The organism is Pseudomonas sp. XP1, assembly GCF_053557675.1.
Genome location: NZ_JBNRIJ010000012.1, coordinates 25,238 through 43,024, shown reverse-complemented (window position 1 = coordinate 43,024; position 17,787 = coordinate 25,238). Strand labels below are relative to the sequence as shown.

Sequence of the window (17,787 nt, the reverse complement as noted above, 5' to 3'; positions counted from 1 at the left end):
GTGGAGTACCTGTGGGAGCGGCTTCAGCCGCGAAGAGGCCGGCACAGGCAAAGTTTGGTTCAGGGCTCCACACGCACCACGCAATTACGCCCGGCATGCTTGGCCCGGTACAGCGCCTCGTCCGCCGCACTGGCCATGGTCAGCGCATCCAGCCCCTCATCCATTTGCACCACCCCTGCACTGAAGGTGCACTGCAAGTCCCGCGGCTGCGCCGGGTAGAGAATCTCGGCAAAGCGCCGGCGGATTTCGTCCAGCACCTTGTGCGCTGCGTCCAGCGCGGTATTGGGCATGACAATGGCGAACTCTTCACCACCGTAACGGCCAATAAAATCGGTCTTGCGCAAGCGCTGCTTGAGAAACAGCGCCAGGCTCTTGATCACCCGGTCGCCCATGGGGTGGCCGTGGCGGTCGTTGATCTTCTTGAAGTGGTCGATGTCGAGCATGGCAAAGCTCAACGGCTGCTGCTCGCGACGGGCGCGGAAGCTGCAGTCTTCCAGCAGTTGCAGAATGTGGGTGTGGTTATACAACCCCGTCAGGCTGTCGCGCACCATGCGCGCCTTCAGGTGCCGGGCGCGTGCGGCGCGGTTGCGTACGGTGGTGATCAGGTGGCGTGAGCGAAACGGTTTGGTCAGGAAGTCATCACCGCCTTCGCTCATGGCATCCAGCTGTTTGTCCAGGTCGTCCTCGGCAGACAGGTAGATGATCGGCACGCTCACATAACGGTCGCTGTGGCGGATCACCTTGGCCAGCTCAGGGCCGGTGCAGGCTGGCATGTACAGGTCGAGGATGATCAGGTCGGGCTGGAAGTCGGCCAGCTCGGCCATGGTGCGGATCGGGTCGGTCAGGCTGCGGGTAATCATGCCGGCGCTGGCCAGCACGCGCTCGGTATACAAGGCCTGGGTGCGCGAGTCGTCGATGATCAGCACGCGCAACGGGTCATGCTGGGTGGCATTGGTCAGCAGTTCGATCTTCTCCAGCAGGCTGGAGGCTTCCAGGGTGCCAGTGAGGAAGTCCTGGCCACCGGCGCGCACTGCGGCCAGGCGGGTCGGGGTGTCGGTTTCGTGGTGGCTGAAGAACAGCAGCGGTATATGCCGGGCCAGCCCCTGCTGCACCTGGGCAGCCAGCAGCAGGCCTTGGCCGGCACCGTTGAAATCGACATCCATGATGATGGCCGAGGGCGGGTATTCGCCGATCGAGGCCTGAAACGCCGCGGCATTGGCCAGCGCCTGAACCACCAGGCCAAAGAATTCCAGTTGCTGGGCCAGCCGCTGCGCACGCTCGTGGTCCTGCAGCAGGATGTACACCGGCTTTCGCAGGGGCGGCAGCAGCACCTGATCGAGCGGGTCGTCCTTGCGCAGGCCGCTACGCGACAGCTGTTGGGCGGGGCACAGCGGGCTCGGCTCGGCTGCTTGGCTCATGTCCTGGCTACTTGTAGGTTGGGGTGTGCAGGGGCAATGATGGCTCTATGCTAGCAGTTCTTTTCAGGTGCGTGAGTGCCCTGCATCAACAAAGCTGCCGGAACGAATATTCAGTTGCTGACCGATTGGTCGCTTATGCGTAAGGCGGTGTCTGCTTTATAGTGCTGCCACGCGGGCTTGCCGTGGCACCCTGGCGCAGGCCTGTGGTCAAAGCCCCTGAACCGTCGTGACTGATTAAGGACAAAGCCATGCTGGACTGGAAAAACCGCGAGGCCAAAGCCGAGCCCCGCGAGCGTGTCGACGGCCGTGGCGCCGCGGCCCGTAGCTACCTTGGCGGCCTCTGGAGCCGTGCCCTGGGGACTCTGATCGGGTTGTACCTGCTGGTGTGTATCGGCCTGGGCTGGTACTGGAGCCAGGAGCCGGAGCTGTTCCCGGTGCAGCAGAACGCCCAGGCCGCCGCCGAGCGTACCGGCCAGCAGATGGTGGTGGGCTACACCACCATCGAAACCCTCAAGACCGTGGCCGGCACCTTGCTGAACAAGCCCGGCGGCTACATTTCCAACGACCGCTTCCCGCCAGGGCTGTGGATGGACAACATGCCGAGCTGGGAATATGGCGTGCTGGTCCAGGTGCGCGACCTATCCCGTGCCCTGCGCAAGGACTTCGCCCGTTCGCAGTCGCAGTCGACCGAAGACGCCGACCTGGCCAAGGCCGAACCGCGTTTCAACTTCGACAACAAGAGCTGGATCCTGCCGTCGAGCGAGTCGGAGTTCGAAGAGGGCATCAAGTCGCTGACCCGCTACCAGACCCGTCTGGCTGCCGGCGACAAGGGCGCGATCTTCTACACCCGTGCCGACAACCTGAACAACTGGCTGGGTGACGTGGCCACCCGCCTGGGTTCGCTGTCGCAGCGTCTTTCGGCCAGCGTTGGCCGAGTCAAGCTCAACACCACGCTCAAGACCGAGTCGGTGGTCGCCGGCCAGGCGCCGCAGGTGGACGAGGAGTTGGTGGAAACCCCATGGCTGCAGATCGACAACGTGTTCTACGAAGCCCGTGGCCAGGCCTGGGCGTTGTCGCACCTGCTGCGCGCCATCGAGGTGGACTTTGCCGACGTGCTGGCGAAGAAGAACGCCACGGTCAGCGTGCGCCAGATAATCCGTGAGCTGGAAGCCTCGCAGGAAGCCCTGTGGAGCCCGATGGTGCTCAACGGCAGCGGCTTCGGCATGTGGGCCAACCACTCGCTGGTCATGGCCAACTACATTTCCCGGGCCAACGCGGCGGTCATCGACCTGCGTCAGCTGCTGTCGCAAGGTTGATGATGGCTATCAGCCCGACCGAGGCCGCACATCGGGCGGCCTCCGACCGAGAATTGGTCACCTGGGTGGACGAAGCCGACCAGGTGCTGGGGGCCTTGCCCCGCGCCGAGCTGCGCGAGCGCGGCCTGATAGGGCGTTGCACGTTCATTCTGCTGTTCAACAGTGCCGGTGAGCTGTGCGTGCACCGGCGGACCCTGAGCAAGGCGCTGTACCCGGGGTACTGGGATGTGGCGGCAGGCGGCATGGTGACGGCCGGGGAGGCGTATGCCGAGTCGGCGGCGCGGGAGTTGGCCGAGGAGCTGGGGATCGACGGTGTGGAGCTGCGTTTTCATGAGCGGTTCTACTTTGACCAGCCGGATAACCACTTGTGGTGTGCGGTGTATTCGGCGGTGTCGGATGCTCCGTTGCGGTTACAGCCGGAAGAGGTGATCGAGGCGCGCTTCATTGGCCTGGAGCAGGCTGAGCAAGAAAGCCTGACCAAGCCGTATTGCCCGGACTCGTTGGCGGCCTTGCAGCGCTATAAAGCAAGCCTCAAATAGATGCGTGGCCCATGCCGGCCCCTTCGCGGGTAAACCCGCTCCCACAGGGATTTCACAGGTCGTGAAACCTGCGCGGTACCTGTGGGAGCGGGTTCACCCGCGAAGGGGTCGCAAAACATTCGCAAAATGCCGCAATCCAGTACTTAGCAACAGCCGGATTTATCGTTAAACTGCGCGCCCTTTTCGGGCTGCCGCAGGTCTTGCGGTGGTAGCGCCGCCCCTGCCAGAGTGGGGCTTCGCGGTCGGGCTCAACCCCCTGGGGCCGACCAGTTTTTGTCCTCAGCACAGAGGAACAAAAGTGGCCAAGAAAGCTTCTTCCTTCGCCGCCCTTGGCGGTCTCGTTTACTCCACCGACGCCGGTCGGCACTGCCCCGACTGTGGCCAGCCGGTAGATGCCTGTACCTGCAAGCAGCAGGTCATCCCCGAAGGCGATGGCATTGCCCGTGTGCGCCGCGAAAGCAAGGGCCGCGGCGGCAAGACCGTGACCACCGTCACTGGTGTGCCGTTGCCGCTCGATCAGCTCAAGGAGCTGGCCTCTGCCCTCAAGCGCCGCTGCGGTACTGGTGGCGCCCTGAAGGACGGGGTCATCGAAATCCAGGGCGACCATGTCGAACTGCTGATCGGTGAGCTGACCAGGCAGGGCTTCAAGGCGAAAAAGTCCGGCGGCTGATACGGCCACGCGATTTTTTGCCCAGTGCTTTCTAAACTCGTTGCCGTGACCAGGGTCTACCCCAGGGCGCGGACGAATCGTCATTTTTGGCTTCTACACTGCGCCCGCCTCCTTGCGGGGCAGTGTCTTCGACTTATCTATAGGGGACTTGAATGTCCGTACGACGCACACGCAAAGACGATGGTAGCCAATGGACCGTGGCCGACAGCCGCAGTGTTTATGGCATCCGTCATTGGGGCGCTGGTTATTTCGCCATCAATGAAGCCGGGCGCGTCGAAGTACGCCCCAACGGCCCGAAAAGCGCGCCGATCGACCTGTTCGAACAGGTCGACGAACTGCGCCAGAGCGGCCTGTCGCTGCCATTGCTGGTGCGCTTCCCCGACATTCTGCAGGACCGCGTGCGCCAGCTGACCGGCGCCTTCGACGCCAACATCGCGCGCCTGGAGTACCAGAGCAAGTACACCGCGCTGTACCCGATCAAGGTCAACCAGCAGGAAGCGGTGGTGGAAAACATCATCGCCACGCAGAACGTCTCCATCGGCCTGGAAGCCGGCTCCAAGCCTGAGCTGCTGGCCGTGCTGGCGCTGGCGCCGAAGGGCGGCACCATCGTCTGCAACGGCTACAAGGACCGCGAGTTCATTCGCCTGGCGCTGATGGGCCAGAAGCTTGGCCACAACGTGTTCATCGTCATCGAGAAAGAGTCGGAAGTGGCCCTGGTGATCGACGAGGCCGCCGAGCTCAAGGTCAAGCCGCAGGTCGGCCTGCGCGTGCGCCTTTCGTCGCTGGCTTCGAGCAAGTGGGCCGACACCGGTGGCGAGAAGTCCAAGTTCGGTTTGTCCGCCGCTCAGCTGATCTCGGTGGTACAGCGCTTCCGCGATGCCGGCCTGGACCAGGGCATCCGCCTGCTGCACTTCCACATGGGTTCGCAGATCGCCAACCTGGCCGACTACCAGCACGGCTTCAAGGAAGCCATCCGTTACTACGGTGAGCTGCGTGCGCTGGGCCTGCCGGTCGACCATATCGACGTTGGCGGTGGTTTGGGTGTGGACTACGACGGCACCCACTCGCGCAATGCCAGCTCGATCAACTACGACATGGACGACTACGCCGGCGTGGTGGTGGGCATGCTCAAGGAGTTCTGCGACGCGCAGGGCCTGCCGCACCCGCACATCTTCTCCGAAAGCGGCCGTTCGCTGACCGCGCACCACGCCATGCTGGTGATCCAGGTAACCGACGTCGAGAAGCACAACGACGAGGTGCCGACCATCGAGAACAAGGAAGCCCTGCCCGAGACCGTGCAGTGGCTGGTCGACCTGCTCGGCCCGACCGATATCGAGATGGTGACCGAGACCTACTGGCGCGCCACCCACTACATGGGTGACGTGGCCGCGCAGTATGCCGATGGCAAGATCAGCCTGGCCGAGAAGGCCCTGGCCGAGCAGTGCTACTTTGCCGTGTGCCGCCGCCTGCACAACTCGCTGAAAGCCCGCCAGCGCTCGCACCGCCAGGTGCTGGACGAGCTGAACGACAAGCTGGCCGACAAGTACATCTGCAACTTCTCGGTGTTCCAGAGCCTGCCGGACACCTGGGCCATCGGCCAGGTACTGCCGATCATCCCGCTTCACCGCCTGGACGAAGAACCGATGCGTCGTGCCGTGCTGCAGGACCTTACCTGCGACTCCGACGGCAAGATCAACCAGTACGTTGACGAGCAGAGCATCGAGACCAGCATGCCGGTGCATGCGGTGAAGGAGGGCGAGGACTACCTGCTGGGTGTGTTCCTGGTCGGTGCCTATCAGGAAATCCTCGGTGACATGCACAACCTGTTCGGTGACACCGACTCGGTGAACATCTATCAGAACGCCGACGGTAGCGTGTACCACGCCGGTATCGAGACCCACGACACCATCGAAGACATGCTGCGCTATGTGCACCTGTCGCCGGAGGAGTTGATGACCCACTACCGTGACAAGGTCGCCAGCGCCAAGATCACTGCGCGGGAGCGGACCCAGTTCCTGGATGCCTTGCGCCTTGGGTTGACGCGGTCTTCGTACCTGTCGTCTTAACCGCCAGGCCGCTCCCGCTTTTTTGTGGGAGCGGCCTAGCGTCGCGATATGAGGGCGAAGCCCTCACCGCGTCATACCTGGTAATGGTCCAGTCCTCGGCTATCGCATCAGCGCCGCTACCTTTGAATGCAATGTTCAAAGGAGGATGACATGGAAAGTCCCGGCTCCCATCGTTTACGTAGTGGCCGAGTGTCCGAACCAGGGCGTCTCTACCTGCTCACCACAACCACTCGCAACCGAACACCGTTGTTCAAGAACTTCTTGTTCGCCAGAGCAGTTATCCAGCAATTGCGGCTCAGCGAAGAGCGCAAGGCGTGTCGATCTTTGGCGTGGGTCTTGATGCCGGATCATCTTCATTGGCTTATTGAACTTGGGCCGTTGAGCCTGGGTAGGCTGATGTGCGAGTTCAAGTCCAGAAGCAGTTGTGCGCTGTACAAGGTGGGGGCTGACAGGCGGCATATCTGGCAGACCAGCTTTCATGACCGGGCGTTGCGCCGCGAGGAGGATGTGAGGGCAGTGGCGCGCTACATCATCGCCAATCCCATTCGGGCTGGTCCGGTGCGGCGGGCTGGTGATTATCCACATTGGGATTGTGTGTGGCTGTGAGTCCGCAGGTGAGGGCTTCGCCCTCATTTCGCGACACAAGGCCGCTCCCACAAAGTCCTGCGTACGCTGATCAATGTTGGAGCGGCCTTGCGTCGCGATGGGCTGCAAAGCGGCCCCGGCATTACTGAATCCACCCACCTTTTTCCTGCAACCGCCACCCCACCCACCCCAACGTCACCGCCCGCAACGCCATGAACCCGAGAAACGCCAACCACAACCCATGGTTGCCAAACCCACCCATGAGCACTCCCAAGGGCAGCGCAATCACCACCGACACCAGCATTGCATTACGCATCTCCCGCGCCCGTGTCGCGCCAATGAACAAGCCATCCAGCAAATAGCTCCACACCGCAATCAACGGCAGCAATGCCAGGTACGGCAGGTACGGATAGGCCGCTGCCCGCACACTCTCGATGTCGGTCTGCAAATCGATGAACAGGTACCCGCCCAGCAGGAACAACCCGGCAAACCCCAGGCTGGTGATCAGCGACCAGCCACCGGCCACCACCAGCGAGCGGCGCAGGGTGTCGCGGTCGCGAGCACCAATGGCATGGCCGCACAGGGCCTCCACCGCATGCGCCAACCCGTCGAGCGCATAGGCAGTCAACAGCAGGCCGTTGAGCAGCAGGGCATTGGCCGCCACGGTGGCCTCGCCCAGGCGTGCGCCTTGCACGGTTATCAGCAGGAACACCAGTTGCAACGCCAGGCTGCGCAGGAAGATGTCGCGGTTCACCGCCAGCAGCGGCCGCCAGGCCTGCCAGTGCTTGAGCGCCGCCCACACGATCTGCCCCGGGTAGGCGCGCAGGGCCGGGCGGGTCAGGGCCAGGCCGAGCAGGGCGGCGCTCCATTCTGCAATCACCGACGCCCGCGCCGAACCCAGTACGCCCCAACCCAGGCCAAGCACGAACCACAGGTTCAAGGCGATGTTGAGCAGGTTCGTGGTCAGCAGGATGGCCAGCGGTGCCCGGGCGTTCTGGGTGCCGAGGAACCAGCCGACCAGGGCGTAGCTGGCCAGTGCCGCGGGCAGGCCGAGCAGGCGGGTATGGAAGAAGTCTTCGGTGGCTTGCTGCAGGGCCGCGCTGGGTTGCATCGCATGCAGCGCCAGCTGGCTGAAGGGCAGGGCCAGCAAGCCGATCATCAGGGCGAAGCCGACCGCCAGCAGCAGCCCTTGTACCAGCACCTGGCGCAGCGCTGCACCGTCGCCACGGCCGGCGGCCTGTGCGGCGAAGCCGGTGGAGCCCATGCGCAGGAAGCCCATCAGGCCGACCATGAAGGTGAACAGCGTGGCGCCCACGGCTACGGCACCCAACTGGTGGGCGTGGGGAAGGTGGCCGATGACCGTGCTGTCGACCAGAGCTACCAGCGGCACGGAGATGTTGGACAGGATCATCGGCGCGGCCAGGGCCCAGACCTTGTGGTGGGTTGGGCGGTGCTGCCAGTCGGTGGTCAGTGAGGTCATCGGGTGTCCTGGGGAATCCTGGGGCTGCTGCGCAGCCCTTTCGCGACACAAGGCCGCTCCCACAGGTGGCGTGCAAACCGGAAGCCTGTGCAGTACCTGTGGGAGCGGCCTTGCGTCGCGAAAGGGGCGCAAAGCGCCCCCGCTTTTCTAAATTGCCAGCAGTGTACCGGCCATGCAGCCAATTCGCGCGACCATAGTTGCGCTATAGTTGCTGCCCTCACGTACACGCTGCCTAAGAGTTCTACTCCATGTTCAACAAAGGATTGTTGCTGGCCTGCGCGCTGGCTCTGCTCAGTGCCTGTGACTCTTCGACGCCGGACAAGCCGGCGCCATCCGAAAAGCCGGCGGCCACAGCGCCCGCCGCCCCTGCCCCCCAGCGCGAAGACCCGGCTGTACTCGCCAAACGCTACGAGGGCCGCGAGCTGAGGGTGCTGGATGTTTCCGAAGTGCAGCTCGATGGCGCTGCAACGCTGTCGATCAGTTTTTCCGCGCCGCTGGATGCCAAGCAGGAGTTCGCCAGCAAAGTGCACCTGGTCGACACCGTCAAAGGCAAGCTCGATGGCGCCTGGGAACTCTCCGACAACCAGATGGAGCTGCGCCTGCGCCACCTGGAGCCGCAGCGCAAACTGGTACTGACCGTCGACAAGGGCCTACTGGCCGTCAACGGCAAGCAGCTGGAAGAGGAATCGATCACCCGCCTGGAAACCCGCGACATGCAGCCGACCATCGGCTTCGCCAGCCGCGGTTCGCTGCTGCCCACGCGCCTGGCCGAGGGCCTGCCGGTGATAGCGCTCAACGTCGACAAGGTCGATGTCGAGTTCTTCCGCGTGAAGCCGGACATGCTCTCGACCTTCCTGGTCAACTGGGGGCGCAACAGCAGCCTGTACTACTACCAGTCCAAGGAAACCCTGGACATGGCCGATCTGGTCTACAGCGGCCGCTTCGACCTCAACCCCGCACGCAACACCCGCGAGACCGTGCTGCTGCCGATTGCTGGCATCAAGCCGCTGCAGGAGCCAGGCGTGTACCTGGCAGTGATGCGTGCCTCGGGCACCTACGACTACTCGCAACCCGCGACGCTGTTCACCCTCAGCGACATCGGCGTGTCTGCGCACCGCTACCGCGACCGCCTCGATGTGTTCGCCCAGGCCCTGGAAGGTGGCAAGGCGATGAACGGCGTGAACCTGGAAATCCATGACGACAAGGGCAAGCTGCTGGCCCAGGCCAGCACCGATAGCGATGGCCACGCCCAACTGCCGATCACGCCCAAGGCCGACACCCTGATCGCCACCCAGGGTGTGCACACCACGCTGTTGCGCCTGAGCAGCGCGGCGCTGGACCTGGCCGAGTTCGACATCACTGGCCCACAGGCAAACCCGCTGCAGTTCTTCATCTTCGGCCCACGTGACCTGTATCGCCCCGGTGAAACGGTGTTGCTCAACGGCCTGCTGCGCGACCAGGACGGCAAGCCGGTCAAGGCTCAGCCTGTAAGCGTGGAAGTGCGTCGCCCGGATGAGCAGGTCAGCCGCAAATTCGTCTGGGAAGCCGACGGCAATGGCCTGTACCAGTACCAACTGCAGTTGGCCAGCGAGGCCCCGACCGGCCGCTGGCAACTGCTGCTCGACCTGGGCGGCGGGCGCAAGCAGGTGTACGAATTCCTCGTCGAAGACTTCCTGCCCGAGCGCCTGGCGCTGGAACTCAAAGGCAGCAGCAAACCGTTGTCTCCGGATCAGGATGCACGTATCCAGGTCAATGGCCGCTACCTCTACGGCGCCCCGGCTGCCGGCAACCGCCTGAGCGGCCAGGCCTATGTTCGCCCGCTGCGCGAGGCGGTACCGGCGCTGCCTGGCTACCAATTCGGCTCGGTCACCGAAACCGAGCTGAACCAGGACCTGGAGCTGGACGAAGTCACCCTCGACCAGGCCGGCAAGGCCGTGGTCGACATCGAAAGCCGCTGGGCCGAAGCCCGCTCGCCGCTGCAACTGACCGTGCAGGCCAGCTTGCAGGAGTCCGGTGGCCGGCCGATCACCCGGCGCCTGGAGCAACCCATCTGGCCGGCCGAGCGCCTGCCAGGCCTGCGTGGCCTGTTCGACGGCGAGGAAACCGACAGTGACGGGCCGGTGGAGTTCGAGTTCCTGGTGGCCGACCGCAACGGCAAGAAGCTGGCGGCCAACGACCTCAAGGTGCGGCTGGTACGAGAGCGCCGCGACTACTACTGGAACTACTCGCAGAGTGATGGCTGGAGCTACGCCTACAACGAGAAATTCCTCACCCAGAGCGAAGAGACCGTCAGCGTCAAGGCCGGCTCCACCGCCAAGCTGAGCTTCCAGGTGGAATGGGGCCCGTACCGTGTCGAGGTGGAAGACCCGCAGACCGGGCTGGTGTCCAGCGCGCGCTTCTGGGCCGGCTACCGCGCCCAGGACAACGCCGAAGGCGGCGCGGTGCGGCCGGACCAGGTCAAGCTGGCGCTGGACAAACCGGCCTACGCCGACGGCGCTACCGCCAAGGTCACCGTAACCCCGCCCGCAGCCGGCAGTGGCTACCTGATGATCGAGTCCAGTGATGGCCCGCTGTGGTGGCAGGAGATCGACGTGCCCGCCGAGGGCAAGACGTTCGATGTGCAGCTGGACAAACAGTGGGCTCGCCATGACCTGTACATCAGCGCGCTGGTCATCCGCCCGGGTGAACGCAAGGCCAACGCTACGCCGAAACGCGCGGTAGGTGTGCTGCACCTGCCGCTGAACCGGGCCGATCGCAAGCTGGCGGTGAGCCTGCAGGCGCCGGAGAAAATGCGCCCGAAACAGCCGCTGACCGTAAAGGTCAAGGCTGCAAATGCCGATGGCAGCGTGCCCAGGCAGGTGCATGTGCTGTTGTCGGCGGTGGACGTGGGCATTCTCAACATCACCGACTTCAAGACCCCCGACCCCTTCGCCAGCCTGTTCGGGCGCAAGGCCTACGGGGCTGACCAGCTGGATATCTACGGCCAGTTGATCGAAGCGGGCCAGGGCCGCCTGGCCAGCCTGGCGTTCGGTGGTGACGCGGCGATGGCCAAGGGTGGCAAGCGCCCCAACACCACGGTGACCATTGTCGCCCAACAGAGCCTGCCGGTGACCCTGGACGACAAGGGCGAGGGCCAGGCCACGGTCGATATCCCCGACTTCAATGGCGAACTGCGGCTGATGGCCCAGGCCTGGACCGAGGAACACTTTGGCATGGCCGAAGGCAAGACCGTGGTCGCCGCGCCGCTGATTGCCGAGCTCTCCGCGCCGCGCTTCCTTGCCGGTGGCGACCGCACCAGCCTTGCGCTGGACCTGGCCAACCTGTCGGGCCGTGCCCAGCAACTGAACGTTGAAATCAGCACCGAAGGGCAACTGAGCCTGGCGGCCAACGCCGTGCAGAACGTAGCCCTGGCTGAAGGCCAGCGCTCGACGCTGATGGTGCCGGTACAGGCCCAAGGTGGCCTGGGGCAGGGCAAGGTGCATGTGCGGGTCACTGGCCTGCAGTTGCCGAACGAGCCGACCGGTGCGTTCGAGCGCGAGTGGACGCTGGGCGTGCGCCCGGCCTACCCGGCGATGCTCAAGCACTACCGCGTGGCCTTGAAGGACCAGCCATGGACCCTGCCTGAAGCGGACCTGGCCGCCTTCGAACCCGCCGGGCTTGAAGCCAGCCTGGCCTTGTCGAGCCGGCCACCGCTGAACCTGGCCGAGCAGATCCGTGCCCTCGAAGCCTACCCCTACGGTTGCCTGGAGCAGACCACCAGCGGCCTGTACCCGTCGCTGTACGCCGATGCCGACAGCCTCAAGCGCCTGGGTATCAAGGGCGAGCCAGCCGATGTGCGCAAGCGCAAGATCGAGATGGGTATCGAGCACCTGCTGGGCATGCAGCGCTACAACGGCAGCTTCGGCCTGTGGAGCTCGGACAGCGAAGAAGAATACTGGCTGACCGCCTATGTCACCGACTTCCTGCTGCGCGCCCGTGACCAAGGCTATGGTGTGCCGGCCGAAGCGCTGAAGAAGGCCAGCGAGCGCCTGCTGCGTTACCTGCAGGAGCGCAACCTGATCGAAGTCGACTACAGCGAGAACGCCGAACACACCCGATTTGCCGTGCAGGCCTATGCGGCATTGGTGCTGTCGCGCAGCCAGCAGGCGCCGCTGGGTGCCCTGCGTGGCCTGTTCGAACGCCGCGCCGATGCCCGCTCTGGCCTGCCGCTGGTGCAACTGGCGGTGGCGCTGGACAAGATGGGCGACAAGCCGCGTGCCGAGCAGGCGCTGCAGGCAGGGCTGGGCATCAGCCGCGGTAAAGGCTGGATGGCCGACTATGGTAGCGCCCTGCGCGACCAGGCACTGATCCTGGCGCTGCTGCAGGAAAGCAACCTGGCCAGCCGCCAGGTCGACCAGCGCCTGTTCGCCCTGTCGGATGAACTGGCGGCCAACCGCTGGCTGTCGACTCAGGAGCGCAATGCGCTGTTCCTGGCCGGCCGTGGCCTGTTGGGCAAACCAGAAGGCCAGTGGCAGGCGCGCCTGGACAGCGCGGGCGAAGTGCGCGGGTTCAACAATGCCGAGTCGGGCATGAAGCTCGAAGGCCCGTTGCTGGCTTCGCCATTGAGCGTGCAGAACCAAGGCAGCGAAACGCTGTACCAGCAATTGACCTTGTCGGGTTACCCACGCCAGGCGCCTGCGGCAGGTGGCAACGGCATGCAGATCCGCCGTGAGTACCTTGGCATGAATGGCCAACCGTTGGATCTGCACAACCTGCGCAGCGGTGATCTGGTGCTGGTGCACCTGGCGCTCAAGGCTGAAGACCGGGTGCCGGATGCGCTGGTGGTGGACTTGTTGCCGGCAGGCCTGGAGCTGGAAAACCAGAACCTGGCGCAGAGTGCCGCCAGCCTGGACAACGCCAGCAGTGCGGTGAAGGAATGGCGCGAGTCTATGCAGAACGCCAGCGTGGTGCACCAGGAGTATCGCGATGACCGCTACGTCGCCGCGCTCAAGCTGGACAGCTACGGCACCACCCACCTGCTGTACCTGGCACGGGCAGTGACCCCGGGTACCTACCGAGTACCGCCGCCGCAGGTCGAATCGATGTACCGGCCAAACCTGCAGGCCGTGGGGGATGGGCAAGGGGAGATGACCGTAAAAGCCCGCTAGGCACCTGCCTTGCGCGCACTATGTGGGAGCGGCCTTGTGTCGCGAAAGGGCCGCAAAGCGGCCCCGGCATTTCAAGCGGCGGAGCTGAGATCCTGGGGCTGCTGCGCAGCCCTTTCGCGACACGAGGCCGCTCCCACAGGTCTGCGCCGGGCAGTTCAATGTCAGTGAATCACCCAGCTCATCACCCACAACCCCAGCAGCAGCCAGATGATCCCGAGGATGATCGAGGCGCGCATGAACGCGCGGATTGCCGAGTACAGCAGCACCAGCCCGATGATCAGGGCGAGGATGCCGAGCAGCGAGGCCTCCATGCCCAAGGTGCGCGCCAGGCCATCGATGAAATTGCCACCGGCACTGGCCAGCAGGTTGAACAGCCCGCTCAATGCATCGACGATGAAGCGGATCAACGACCCCAGCGCCTGGCCCAGCCACTCGAAAAAACCTTCTACATGCATAGTTGCTTCCTGATGAACGAATCGGCGATGTTGCCGTTCCCAAGCCTTTGGCCATTACCTGGCCAGGTCGGTTCCCGATGCCAAGCTTAACGCGGCCGCGTACCCGTGCGGGCAGGCTGTTGCGCGCCACGGTGATCGGCCTGCTGGTGCTGTTCGGCCTGTTGTGGCTGGCCGACCGCCTCTGGCCGCTGCCCCTGCCCGGCGACGACCTGGCCCGGGTGGTGCTGGCCGAGGACGGCACGCCGCTGTGGCGCTTTGCCGATGCCGACGGCGTGTGGCGCTACCCGGTCAGCCCCGACGAGGTTTCGCCGCTGTATCTGCAGGCGTTGCTGACCTACGAAGACCGCTGGTTCTACAGCCACCCCGGGGTCAACCCATTGGCCCTGGCCCGTGCTGCCTGGCTGAACCTGCGCGGCGGGCGAGTGGTGTCGGGCGGCAGCACGCTGTCGATGCAGGTGGCGCGCCTGCTCGACCCGCACGAGCGCACCCTGGCCGGCAAACTGCGCCAGCTGTGGCGTACGGCGCAGCTGGAATGGCATTTGTCCAAGCGCGAAATCCTGCAGATCTACCTGGACCGTGCGCCCTTCGGCGGCACCCTGCAGGGCGTGGCGGCCGCCAGTTGGGCATACCTGGGCAAGTCGCCCATGCACCTGACCCCGGCCGAAGCGGCGCTGCTTGCCGTGCTGCCCCAGGCGCCCAGCCGCCTGCGCCCGGACCGCCACCCCGAACGTGCCCAGCGCGCCCGGGACAAGGTGCTGCAACGCCTGGCCGAATATCAGGTGTGGCCGGCCCAGCAAATCCGTGAGGCAGGCGAAGAGCCGCTGGTACTGGCGCCACGTCAGGAGCCGGCCCTGGCGCCGCTGCTGGCCAGGCGCCTGAACAGCGCCAACAGCCCTCCGCTGATCCGCACCACGCTCGACGCCGCGCTGCAGCGGCGCCTCGAGGACCTGCTGCTGGGCTGGCGCGCACGGCTACCGGAGCGCACCTCCGCCGCCATCCTGGTGGTCGAGGCTCAGACCATGGCGGTGCGTGCCTACCTGGGCTCGATAGACCTGGCCGACGAGCGCCGCTTCGGGCATGTCGATATGGTGCGTTCGTTGCGTTCGCCGGGTTCCACGCTCAAGCCGTTCCTCTACGGCATGGCACTGGATGACGGCCTGATCCATTCCGAGTCGTTGCTGCAGGATGTGCCGCGACGCTATGGCGACTATCGCCCCGGCAACTTCTCGATGGGTTTCAGCGGGCCGGTGTCGGCCAGTTCGGCGCTGGCGCTTTCGCTCAACCTGCCGGCGGTACAGCTACTGGAGGCCTATGGTCCGAAACGCTTTGCCGCGCAGCTGCGCATGGCGGGCATGCCGCTGGTACTGCCACCCCTGGCCGAGCCCAACCTGTCGTTGATCCTGGGTGGCGCGGGAAGCCGCCTGGAGGACCTGGTGGGTGGCTACGCTGCGTTGGCGCGGGGTGGCAACAGTGCGCGGGTGCGCCTGCAACCACAGGATCCCTTGCTGGAACGGCGCCTGCTGTCACCTGGGGCTGCGTGGATCATTCGGCGCATCCTCAGCGGCCAGGCACGCCCCGACCGCGACCCGCATGCCGAGCTGGTGCAACGCCCGCAACTGGCCTGGAAAACCGGCACCAGCTATGGCTTTCGCGATGCCTGGTCGATCGGCGTGGGCCCCCGCTACCTGATCGGCGTATGGATCGGCCGCCCTGATGGCACGCCGGTACCCGGGCAATTCGGGCTGGCCTCGGCAGCACCGCTGATGCTGCAGGTGCACGACCTGCTGAGCAACCGTGACAGCCAGCGTGGCATCAGCGTGCCGGTGGAGCGGGTGCCGGCCAATGTCGGCGTTGCGGCGATCTGTTGGCCGCTGGGCCAGCCGATGAACAGAAAGGACCCAAACTGCCGGCGTCAGCGTTTCGCCTGGACCCTGGACGGTACTACGCCGCCAACCCTGCAGGCCGCCGACCAGCCACTAGGCCTGGGCCTGCGCGAAAGCGTATGGGTCAACGACCAGGGGCTGCGAGTTGATGGCAGTTGCCCGGGCGCCAGGACACGCGACATCGCCTTATGGCCCGCCCCGCTGGAGCCTTGGCTGCCACGCGTGGAGCGGCGTGCGGCGCGCCTGCCGGCCATCGACCCGGCCTGCCCGCCGCAGGTGCCGGCCAGCGCGCCACCGCTTTCGATCGTGGGCGTTCGCGCGGGCGACAACCTGCGCCGCCCGGCCACCAGCAGCGAACCGTTGCAATTGTATGTGTCGGCCCTGGGCGGTGGCGGGCGGCGCTGGTGGTTCCTCAACGGCCAGCCATTGGGCGAAACCCAAGGTCAGGACAGCCTGCTGGTGCGTTTCCAGCAGGTAGGCCAGGCTGAAATCAGCGCGCTGGATGAAAGCGGCGAGACGGCGCGCGTGGCGTTCCAGGTCAGCGAGTAGCTGTTCGACGAGGGCCGAGGCAGCACCTACGCTTGCAGGTAACGGGTGTGACCGGCTGGCGCCCCGCAACCCAAGGGAACATGGAGCGCCCTATGCGTCCTCTGGTCGTGCCCCTGTTGTTGCTGCCTTGGGCGCTTGCGGCCCATGCCGAACCTTTGCCGGGTTTTCTCGACAGCCATGAGTACGAACGTCGTCTGCCCGGCGCCAACCTGCCGATAGATGCCTACCGCCCGGTCAGCGCTCACCTGCAGCTGGGCGTGGCGGATGGCGACAGCCCCGCGTGGTCGCCTGCGAATACCCCGTTGGTGCTGCATAAAGTGCGCTTCGAAGGCGGCACGGTGTTCCCCTTGAGCGACCTGCGCGAACACTACCAACCTCTGATCGGGCGCCAGACCACGTTGGGCGAGCTGCTGCAGTACACCGCGCGCCTGACCCAGCGCTATCGGCAGGAAGGCTACCTGTTGTCGTACGCTTACCTGCCGCCGCAGGAGTTGGCCGATGGCCGGGTCAACGTGGTGTTGGTCGAAGGTTATATCCGTGATTACCGCGTAGACGGCGATATCGGCCCGGCCGGCGCCTATCTGCACCAACTGCTGGGGCGGCTTGCCACCGAGCGCCCGCTGACCCGAGAAACGCTGGAGCGCTACATGGGCCTGGCCGAGCGCCTGCCGGGGGTAACGATAGAGCCGCAACTGGCCGTGGCGCAAACCACTGCTGGTGCCGCTCGGTTGACCGTGCGTGCGCGGCGCAAGCCATTCAGCGCTGCTGTTACCGTGGCTGATGGCAACCGCGACGATGCGCAGGCGCTGCTGACGGCAACCAGCCACGCCCAGACCCACTTTGCCGAACAGATCGAGGCCAGCCTGGCGCTGCCGCCGGGGACTGACCAGGTGCATTACCAGCGCCTGGCCTACAGCCAGTACCTGGACGCGGGCGGCAGCCAGCTGCTGCTGTCAGCTTCGCGCTACCGAAGTGAGCCCGGCACGCGGATTCGTCTGGACGATGGCCGTGACATCACCCGCAAGATCGACAGCGATCGCTATGCGATCGGCCTGCGCCAGCCAGTGATCGTCAGGCCGGATGAATGGATGGTGGTTCAGGGGCAGGTGTATTCGGTCAGTGAGCACCTCGAGGACCGGTTGGATGGGGTGCCATCGGCACGGAACTACGACACCTACGTGCGTGCTGTGTCATTCGAGGGCGACTGGCGCAAGGTGGAAGAGGGCCGTTTGCGTATCGTCAGCGCCGGGGTCTATCAGGGCCTGGATTACCTCGGGGCGCGCAGCGATGCCGACTACGATCTGGATTTTCTGCGGTTGCGGCTTTCCGGTTTGCAGAGCGACACGTTGCTCGGTAGCTGGCAGGGTGTGGTGTCCGGGGCGTTGTACTGGAGTGATGACCGCTTGCCCGACAGCGAGCGTGCGGGGTTTGGCGGGCAGAGTTTCGGCCGTGGCTACCCGCGCGACCAGGCAGACGGGGACAAGGGCTGGGGTGTGGCTTACGAGTTGAACTACAGCATGCACGCCAACTGGCTGGCGTTGGTGCAGCCCTATGTGGTGTTGGATACGGCGCAGGCCTGGCATAACCGGGGGCCTGTGGAGGATGCCCACCTGGCTTCGGCGGCGCTTGGTGTACGGTTGGGCGATGGGCGCTTGTTCAATGTGGCGCTGGAGCTGGCC

At 65.1% G+C, this 17,787-nt stretch carries 11 protein-coding genes; 8 read left to right on the top strand and 3 right to left on the bottom strand.

Going from position 1 to position 17,787, the window contains the following annotated elements:
• Nucleotides 1–59: 59 nt before the first annotated feature.
• Nucleotides 60–1,418, bottom strand: coding sequence for a diguanylate cyclase (locus ACK1U9_RS13135; RefSeq protein ID WP_085601441.1), 1,359 nt, complete (start codon nucleotides 1,416–1,418; stop codon nucleotides 60–62).
• A 248-nt stretch (nucleotides 1,419–1,666) separates the two neighbouring features.
• Here ACK1U9_RS13135 and ACK1U9_RS13130 point away from each other — a divergent pair, with 248 nt between their 5' ends.
• The 5 genes from ACK1U9_RS13130 to ACK1U9_RS13110 all read left to right on the top strand — a co-directional run bounded on the left by ACK1U9_RS13130 (nucleotide 1,667) and on the right by ACK1U9_RS13110 (nucleotide 6,615).
• The gene (locus tag ACK1U9_RS13130) at nucleotides 1,667–2,734 is read left to right on the top strand and encodes a DUF2333 family protein (protein ID WP_046615996.1); all 1,068 of its coding nucleotides are present in this window, start codon (nucleotides 1,667–1,669) and stop codon (nucleotides 2,732–2,734) included.
• Nucleotides 2,735–2,736: 2 nt separating this feature from the next.
• On the top strand, nucleotides 2,737–3,273 hold the full coding sequence (locus tag ACK1U9_RS13125) for an NUDIX hydrolase (RefSeq protein ID WP_046615997.1): 537 nt from the start codon (nucleotides 2,737–2,739) through the stop codon (nucleotides 3,271–3,273).
• A 298-nt stretch (nucleotides 3,274–3,571) separates the two neighbouring features.
• Nucleotides 3,572–3,943 carry a translation initiation factor Sui1 gene (locus ACK1U9_RS13120; protein WP_046616836.1) on the top strand — a complete coding sequence of 124 codons (372 nt, stop codon included), beginning with the start codon at nucleotides 3,572–3,574 and terminating at the stop codon, nucleotides 3,941–3,943.
• A 152-nt stretch (nucleotides 3,944–4,095) separates the two neighbouring features.
• Nucleotides 4,096–6,009: an arginine decarboxylase gene (gene speA / locus ACK1U9_RS13115; RefSeq protein WP_046616837.1), complete on the top strand. Its 1,914-nt coding sequence runs from the start codon at nucleotides 4,096–4,098 to the stop codon at nucleotides 6,007–6,009.
• Nucleotides 6,010–6,159: 150 nt separating this feature from the next.
• On the top strand, nucleotides 6,160–6,615 hold the full coding sequence (locus tag ACK1U9_RS13110) for an REP-associated tyrosine transposase (protein WP_449109939.1): 456 nt from the start codon (nucleotides 6,160–6,162) through the stop codon (nucleotides 6,613–6,615).
• A gap of 121 nt (nucleotides 6,616–6,736) precedes the next feature.
• On the opposite strand, the gene ACK1U9_RS13105 is transcribed toward ACK1U9_RS13110, so the two are convergent.
• A complete protein-coding gene (locus ACK1U9_RS13105) occupies nucleotides 6,737–8,074 on the bottom strand; it encodes an MATE family efflux transporter (protein WP_108481550.1) in 1,338 nt (445 codons plus the stop codon).
• A gap of 248 nt (nucleotides 8,075–8,322) precedes the next feature.
• On the opposite strand from ACK1U9_RS13105, the gene ACK1U9_RS13100 reads away from it, so the two are divergent.
• Nucleotides 8,323–13,221, top strand: coding sequence for an alpha-2-macroglobulin family protein (locus ACK1U9_RS13100; RefSeq protein ID WP_449109938.1), 4,899 nt, complete (start codon nucleotides 8,323–8,325; stop codon nucleotides 13,219–13,221).
• Between the two features lie 161 nt (nucleotides 13,222–13,382).
• Here ACK1U9_RS13100 and ACK1U9_RS13095 read toward each other — a convergent pair whose 3' ends face one another.
• Complete coding sequence (locus tag ACK1U9_RS13095; RefSeq protein ID WP_046616840.1) at nucleotides 13,383–13,676, bottom strand: hypothetical protein; 294 nt, start codon at nucleotides 13,674–13,676, stop codon at nucleotides 13,383–13,385.
• A 77-nt stretch (nucleotides 13,677–13,753) separates the two neighbouring features.
• Between ACK1U9_RS13095 and pbpC the strand changes: the two genes are divergently transcribed.
• Together pbpC and ACK1U9_RS13085 are read left to right on the top strand one after the other, a co-directional pair.
• Nucleotides 13,754–16,108: a peptidoglycan glycosyltransferase PbpC gene (gene pbpC / locus ACK1U9_RS13090; protein WP_108481548.1), complete on the top strand. Its 2,355-nt coding sequence runs from the start codon at nucleotides 13,754–13,756 to the stop codon at nucleotides 16,106–16,108.
• A gap of 92 nt (nucleotides 16,109–16,200) precedes the next feature.
• Nucleotides 16,201–17,787: ShlB/FhaC/HecB family hemolysin secretion/activation protein (locus tag ACK1U9_RS13085; protein WP_449109937.1), on the top strand; the 1,587-nt coding region annotated here is incomplete at its 3' end.

What these genes read in the sequence shown, in the direction of transcription:
- ACK1U9_RS13135 (WP_085601441.1), bottom strand. Translation starts at nt 1,418, where the DNA reads ATGAGCCAAGCAGCCGAGCCGAGCCCGCTGTGCCCCGCCCAACAGCTG.
- ACK1U9_RS13125 (WP_046615997.1), top strand. Translation starts at nt 2,737, where the DNA reads ATGGCTATCAGCCCGACCGAGGCCGCACATCGGGCGGCCTCCGACCGA.
- speA (WP_046616837.1), top strand. Translation starts at nt 4,096, where the DNA reads ATGTCCGTACGACGCACACGCAAAGACGATGGTAGCCAATGGACCGTG.
- ACK1U9_RS13095 (WP_046616840.1), bottom strand. Translation starts at nt 13,676, where the DNA reads ATGCATGTAGAAGGTTTTTTCGAGTGGCTGGGCCAGGCGCTGGGGTCG.
- ACK1U9_RS13105 (WP_108481550.1), bottom strand. Translation starts at nt 8,074, where the DNA reads ATGACCTCACTGACCACCGACTGGCAGCACCGCCCAACCCACCACAAG.
- ACK1U9_RS13130 (WP_046615996.1), top strand. Translation starts at nt 1,667, where the DNA reads ATGCTGGACTGGAAAAACCGCGAGGCCAAAGCCGAGCCCCGCGAGCGT.
- pbpC (WP_108481548.1), top strand. Translation starts at nt 13,754, where the DNA reads ATGCCAAGCTTAACGCGGCCGCGTACCCGTGCGGGCAGGCTGTTGCGC.
- ACK1U9_RS13110 (WP_449109939.1), top strand. Translation starts at nt 6,160, where the DNA reads ATGGAAAGTCCCGGCTCCCATCGTTTACGTAGTGGCCGAGTGTCCGAA.
- ACK1U9_RS13100 (WP_449109938.1), top strand. Translation starts at nt 8,323, where the DNA reads ATGTTCAACAAAGGATTGTTGCTGGCCTGCGCGCTGGCTCTGCTCAGT.